A 6,135-nucleotide genomic window follows, 5' to 3' on the forward strand; every position below is an offset into this window, starting at 1 on the left:
CTTTTAATGGAGTGAATTTCAAATCCCCCCCCCCCCCAGTTTATTTGATATATTAAGATTTTTTATAAGTTCATAGTTTAGAATTTTTAAACTTGTTCTAAAACCTTTTCCAGTGATACTTCTACAAATTGGAAAAAGCTTTTTAGCCAGATTATACATTAAGATACCATTTTGCATAAAATTTTTATGTCTAAAATCAAATTGATTCACAATAAGCCTTTTTTGCTTTTTCTAAAACTTCAAATAAGTTTTCTTTTACAAATTTTGCATCTTCTAAACTCATTTCTTGATGACAAGGAATGCTAAGTTCAGCCCTATAAAAATGATCAGCATTTTCTAATCTTATATTTCCCATTAAATTTTTATAAAAACTAAATTCATAAGTGGGCTTATAATGCACTTGAACTCCTATTTTTCTATCAATTAGAGCTTTAAAAATTTCTTCTTTTTTGCAATGAAATTCTGGAAAAAGTAAAATAGGATATAAATGTCTTGAACTTTTTTTATAATTTTTGATTTTTATAGTAGAAAAATAAGGGTTATTTTTAAATTCTTCATCATAAAATTGAGCGATTTTTTCTCTTTTTTCTAAATTGATATCAAGTTTTTTAAGTTGATTGATCCCTAAAGCACAAGCAACATCACTTAAGCGATAATTGTATCCAAGTTCATACATATCACTATCCCAAAGCCTTTTTTTCTCTATCCCATGAGATCTTAAAAGTTTTGCTTGTTTAATAAAATATTCATTATCACTAAGCAAGGCTCCACCTTCAAAAGTGGTTATAGGTTTTACCGGATGAAAAGAAAATACATTTAAATCGGCCATTGAGCCTACTTTTTTATCTTTATAACTTGCTCCTAGTGCGTGACTTGCATCATCGATTAAGGGGATATTATATTTTTTAGCAAGATTTAAAATTTCATCCATTTCAACGCTATTGCCCCCAAAATCAACCACACAAATAGCTCCTATATTTTTACTATCCTTTTTCAATCTTTCTTCTAGTTTATTCTCATCAATATTTCCATCACTTTTAATATCTATAAATTCAACTTTTGCTCCCACCATTAAAGCTGTATTTGAAGTAGCTGCAAAAGTTAAAGGAGTGCTAAGGACAATTTTATCTTTAAGATTTAAAATTTTATAGGCAAGATGAAGAGCTGAAGTAGCTGAATTTAATACACAAGCATATTTTACTCCTACGTATTCGCAAAGATTTTTTTCAAATTCTTCTACTTTCTTGCCACCTGTTAAAATTTCATCTTTTAAAGCTTTTAAAACAGCTTCTATATCACTTTGATCGATATTTTGATGAGAATAGGTTAGCATCAAAACTCCTCAGTATGATTTATTATATTTAAAAGTTCTTTTTCGCTTACCCAATTTGGATTATTATCAGAGCTATAAGAAAAACCATCTTTTACTTTTTTACCTTTTTGATTTAAGGCATTTATACTAAAATCATTATGAGTATTAGTAAATTTAATGCTAGGACTAATGGCATAATAATCATCAAATTCATAAGTTAAATGACTATCATCACTTGAAATCATTATTTCGTGGAGTTTCTCTCCGGCCCTTATGCCTATAATTTTATGTTTTAAATTTGGAGCTAAAGCGTGTGCAAGATCAGTAATTTTCATTGATGGAATTTTAGGAATAAAAATTTCACCCCCGTGCATTTTTTCAAAATTACCAAGTACAAATTTAACTCCATCTTCTAAAGAAATCCAAAATCTTGTCATTCTAGTATCTGTTATAGGGAGTTCTTTTGCTCCTTCGCTAATCAGCTTTTTAAAAAATGGCACAACAGATCCTCTTGAACCAACCACATTTCCATATCTTGCAACGCTAAATCTTGTATGGTTATTTCCAGCTATATTATTAGCTGCTACAAAAAGTTTATCACTAGCTAGTTTAGTTGCTCCATATAAATTTACAGGATTGCAAGCCTTATCAGTTGAAAGAGCTATACATTTTTCAACCTTATTTTCAAAACATGCATCAATAACATTTTGCGCCCCGTGTATATTGGTTTTAATGCATTCCATAGGATTATATTCAGCCACAGGAACATGCTTCATTGCTGCTGCGTGGATTACAAAATCTACATCTCTCATAGCAGTGCTAAGTCTTTCTTTATCGCGAACATCTCCTATAAAATATCTCATACAAGACTCATTAAAGATATTTGCCATTTCAAATTGTTTTAATTCATCTCTTGAATAAATAATAATTTTATTAGGTTTATAATTTTGAAGTAGAATTTTGGTATAAGTTTTACCAAAACTACCAGTTCCGCCTGTAATAAGGATATTTTTACCATTAAACATAAAATTTCCTTTAATTTTTATATAAATATTTTAGCAAAAGTTGTTCCATTGTTATATTTTAGCTTAAATTTTCAATTTCTTTTGAAAAGATTCCTTTAGTTGTTCTTAAAATTAGCCATAAAAAGATTAAAGTTGTAAAAATTAAAAATCCAAAAGCCAAAATAACAAAAATTCCATAAAGACTATTAAAATTGATTGAATTGATATTTTGCAAAGAATTAGCAATAATTTTTAAATAACTAATGTTTAGAGTTGCCAATGGAAAGCTTATAGCCCACCAAGTAATTTTAAAGGGACAACACTTATAAGCTTTAAAAATTTGAGGTAAAAGAGATAGAAATAAAAATCCTCCTATTAAAAATAATATTATAGCAAAATCATCAATATTAAAAATAGTTGTATAAGCACTAAATCCTACACTAAAAGGGGCTATTAAAATTAAAAGCGTTGGGGTAAGTTTATCAGGAAGTTTTTGAAAAAAGATGATCCTTGCTAAAATTAAAGGTATCAAAATTAAAGCAAAGAGAAAGCCTACTCCAATACAAAGCATTGTAAAATACTTAAAAATATACAAATTCGTATTAAAAATATAGGGTAAAGCTAAAGGAATATCTAATAAACCAACCACAGGGATAATCCAAGCTGGAGTAATATGAGTAAATTCATGTTTATGATAAAGCCAAGTATTTATAATGTATAAACTAAAACCAAACATTAATATTACTCCAAATATCCATAAGATTAAACCAAAAGTTCTAATGATATTGCTTTCATATTGAAAGGTTTGTAAAAGTATTGATAATATCATAGGCAAAAGTAGGCAAGAGATACAAAAAGTTCCAAAGAAAACTTTAGTGATTGGATTATGAAATTCACTTTTTATATTTTCAAAATTTATTATGCACTTAAAAATAAAAATAAAAAATAAGAAAATAAAAACCAATAAAGCTAAAAATGCAAAAAAAGTATAAACAATTTGACTTGTTTTAAGAATATAATCATTAAATTGAGCAAGATAAGAAATCTTATAAATTAAAAGCCAAGCTAAAGAAATAGCACTAAGCCCCATAACAGCTCCAAAAAATGAAATTGGCAAGGAAAAGTATCTTTTGATATTCATAAGTATTCCTTATTTTAAAATTCTTGGCAAGGTTATACCAGTTTGAGCTTGATATTTACCTTTTTTATCCTTATAAGTTGTATCACAATATTCATCACCTTGAAAAAATAACACTTGTGCTATGCCTTCATTAGCATAAATTTTAGCTGGAAGTGGGGTAGTATTTGAAATTTCAATGGTTATATGCCCTTCAAACCCAGGTTCAAATGGAGTAACATTTACTATAATGCCACATCTTGCATAAGTGCTTTTTCCAAGACATATAGCTAAGACATTATCAGGCATTTTAAAATATTCAATTGTTCTTGCTAGTGCAAAAGAATTTGCAGGAACTATACATACATCGCCTATAAAATCAACTACATTTTCTTCCACAAAATTTTTTGGATCAACAACAGTGGAATTAACATTAGTAAAGATTTTAAATTCACGACCTACGCGTATATCATAGCCATAACTTGAAAGTCCATAACTTACAACACCTTTGCCTATATTTGCTTCGCAAAAAGGAGAAATCATTTCATTTTCTTTTGCCATTTTTCTAATCCAATTATCAGCTTTTAAGCCCATTTTATACCCTTGTATTTATTAAATTTAATTATTATATTTTAATATATTTTGATTTAATTATTATATTTGGAATTTTAATTAAAATATTTTAATATTAAATTTTTGTAAGTTTTTATATAATATCAGATTTAAGTTCTTAAATTAAGAATAGGAGAAAAATTATGACAAAAGAGGAAATTAAAGATTTAGTAAATTTATTTGCTGAGACTAATATCACTAAAATAAAAATTAAAGAACAAGATGGTTTTGAGATTGAACTTCAAAGAGATATATGTTGTGATGTTCCAGCTCCTGTATGTCCTACAACACCTGCCCCACAACCGATTAATGTTAATGTTGTTAATGAAGCAAAACCAAGCATTAATGCAAAATCAGATAGTTTAACTATCAATAGTCCTATGGTAGGAACTTATTATCAAGCCCCAAGTCCTGGTGCTAATCCTTTTGTAAAAGTTGGAACAAATGTTAAAAAAGGAGATACGATAGCTATTATTGAGGCAATGAAAATTATGAATGAAATTGAGGCTGAATTTGATTGTCGCATTAGCGAAATCCTTGTTGCAGATGGACAACCAGTTGAATTTGGAATGCCTTTATTTGCCGTGGAGAAACTTTAATGGAAATTAAAAGTATTTTGATTGCCAATCGTGGAGAAATAGCTTTAAGAGCTTTAAGAACGATTAAAGAAATGGGAAAAAAAGCAATTTGTGTATATTCTGAAGCCGATAAAGATGCACTTTATTTAAAATACGCTGATGCAAGTATTTGTATAGGAAAAGCAAGAAGTTCTGAAAGCTATCTTAATATCCCTGCTATTATCACAGCAGCTGAAATTGCTGAGGTTGATGCTATTTTTCCAGGATATGGTTTTTTAAGTGAAAATCAAAATTTTGTTGAAATTTGTGCTAAGCATAATATTAAATTTATAGGACCTTCTGTTGAAGCTATGACTTTAATGAGTGATAAAAGCAAAGCTAAACAAGTAATGAAAAGAGCTAATGTTCCTGTAATTCCAGGAAGTGATGGAGCTTTACAAGGTATAGAAGCAGCTAAAAAACTTGCAAGTGAAATAGGTTATCCTGTTATTTTAAAAGCCGCAGCTGGTGGTGGCGGACGCGGTATGAGAGTTGTAGAAAGTGAAAAAGATTTAGAAAAAGCTTATTGGTCTGCTGAAAGTGAAGCTATGACAGCATTTGGAGATGGCACAATGTATATGGAAAAATATATACAAAATCCACGCCATATTGAAGTACAAGTTATAGGAGATAGTTTTGGCAATGTAATCCATATAGGCGAAAGAGATTGTTCTATGCAAAGGCGTCATCAAAAACTTATAGAAGAATCCCCTGCCATACTTCTTGATAATAATACGCGTAAAAAATTACATGAAACAGCCATTAGAGCAGCTAAAGCTATAGGATATGAAGGAGCTGGGACTTTTGAATTTTTAGTAGATAAAAATTTAGATTTTTATTTTATAGAAATGAATACACGTTTGCAAGTGGAACATTGTGTAAGTGAAATGGTCAGTGGCATTGATATTATTGAACAAATGATTAAAGTAGCCGAAGGTTATGCATTACCTCCTCAAGAAAGTATAAAATTAAAAGGACATTCTATAGAGTGTAGAATCACAGCTGAAGATCCTAAAACTTTTTTACCAAGTCCAGGAAAAATAACTAAATATATCCCCCCAGCAGGTAGAAATGTAAGAATGGAAAGTCATTGTTATCAAGATTATTCTGTTCCACCTTATTATGATTCTATGATTGGAAAACTTGTTGTATGGGCAGAAGATAGACATAGGGCAATCACTAAAATGAAAGTAGCCTTAAATGAGCTTATAGTTCAAGGAATTAAAACAACTAAAGATTTTCATATTGCTATGATGGATAATCCTGATTTTATTGACAATAACTATGATACAAACTATCTTGCAAGACATTAAAACTAGGTTTCATAATTAAAAATAAATTTTTAATTATGAAACAATGTTACAAAAAATTACCATAACTAAAAAATATCTAAATTATTTTAAATTGTAAGTTTAGCTAAAATTAAATTAGCAAATTGAATGAGTCTGATCTAAATATTAATTTATACAATAT

The 6,135-nt window shown here is 28.8% G+C and carries 7 protein-coding genes; 2 read left to right on the forward strand and 5 right to left on the reverse strand.

The window, feature by feature from the left end:
- Positions 1-18 precede the first annotated feature (18 nt).
- From JG677_RS09040 to dcd, 5 genes are read right to left on the reverse strand one after another with little or no spacing between them, the layout of a single operon-like run.
- Positions 19-210, reverse strand: a complete 192-nt coding sequence (locus JG677_RS09040; RefSeq protein WP_200285857.1) for a DUF4910 domain-containing protein — start codon at positions 208-210, stop codon at positions 19-21.
- Entirely contained in the window at positions 197-1,333 is a 1,137-nt protein-coding gene (gene pseC, locus JG677_RS06620; protein ID WP_200170355.1) for a UDP-4-amino-4,6-dideoxy-N-acetyl-beta-L-altrosamine transaminase, read from the reverse strand. The genes JG677_RS09040 and pseC overlap by 14 nt, the downstream gene beginning before the upstream one ends.
- Positions 1,333-2,337: a UDP-N-acetylglucosamine 4,6-dehydratase (inverting) gene (gene pseB, locus JG677_RS06625; protein WP_200170354.1), complete on the reverse strand. Its 1,005-nt coding sequence runs from the start codon at positions 2,335-2,337 to the stop codon at positions 1,333-1,335. Before pseB ends, pseC begins: the two co-directional genes overlap by 1 nt.
- Positions 2,338-2,395: 58 nt before the next feature.
- Positions 2,396-3,457, reverse strand: a complete 1,062-nt coding sequence (locus JG677_RS06630; RefSeq protein ID WP_200285859.1) for a hypothetical protein — start codon at positions 3,455-3,457, stop codon at positions 2,396-2,398.
- A 9-nt stretch (positions 3,458-3,466) separates the two neighbouring features.
- Complete coding sequence (dcd, locus tag JG677_RS06635) at positions 3,467-4,027, reverse strand: dCTP deaminase (RefSeq protein ID WP_131186711.1); 561 nt, start codon at positions 4,025-4,027, stop codon at positions 3,467-3,469.
- A 161-nt stretch (positions 4,028-4,188) separates the two neighbouring features.
- Between dcd and accB the strand changes: the two genes are divergently transcribed.
- Entirely contained in the window at positions 4,189-4,644 is a 456-nt protein-coding gene (gene accB, locus JG677_RS06640) for an acetyl-CoA carboxylase biotin carboxyl carrier protein (protein WP_200170352.1), read from the forward strand.
- Positions 4,644-5,975, forward strand: coding sequence for an acetyl-CoA carboxylase biotin carboxylase subunit (locus tag JG677_RS06645; protein ID WP_200170351.1), 1,332 nt, complete (start codon positions 4,644-4,646; stop codon positions 5,973-5,975). The genes accB and JG677_RS06645 overlap by 1 nt, the downstream gene beginning before the upstream one ends.
- The last annotated feature ends 160 nt before the right edge of the window (positions 5,976-6,135 follow it).

Origin of the sequence: Campylobacter sp. TTU-622, assembly GCF_016598965.1 — a bacterium.
In the GTDB taxonomy this organism is placed as follows: domain Bacteria; phylum Campylobacterota; class Campylobacteria; order Campylobacterales; family Campylobacteraceae; genus Campylobacter_D.

Bases quoted from the DNA above. Each gene is read 5' to 3' on its own strand.
- JG677_RS06630 (WP_200285859.1), bottom strand. From the start codon at position 3,457: ATGAATATCAAAAGATACTTTTCCTTGCCAATTTCATTTTTTGGAGCT.
- dcd (WP_131186711.1), bottom strand. From the start codon at position 4,027: ATGGGCTTAAAAGCTGATAATTGGATTAGAAAAATGGCAAAAGAAAAT.
- accB (WP_200170352.1), top strand. From the start codon at position 4,189: ATGACAAAAGAGGAAATTAAAGATTTAGTAAATTTATTTGCTGAGACT.
- pseB (WP_200170354.1), bottom strand. From the start codon at position 2,337: ATGTTTAATGGTAAAAATATCCTTATTACAGGCGGAACTGGTAGTTTT.
- pseC (WP_200170355.1), bottom strand. From the start codon at position 1,333: ATGCTAACCTATTCTCATCAAAATATCGATCAAAGTGATATAGAAGCT.
- JG677_RS06645 (WP_200170351.1), top strand. From the start codon at position 4,644: ATGGAAATTAAAAGTATTTTGATTGCCAATCGTGGAGAAATAGCTTTA.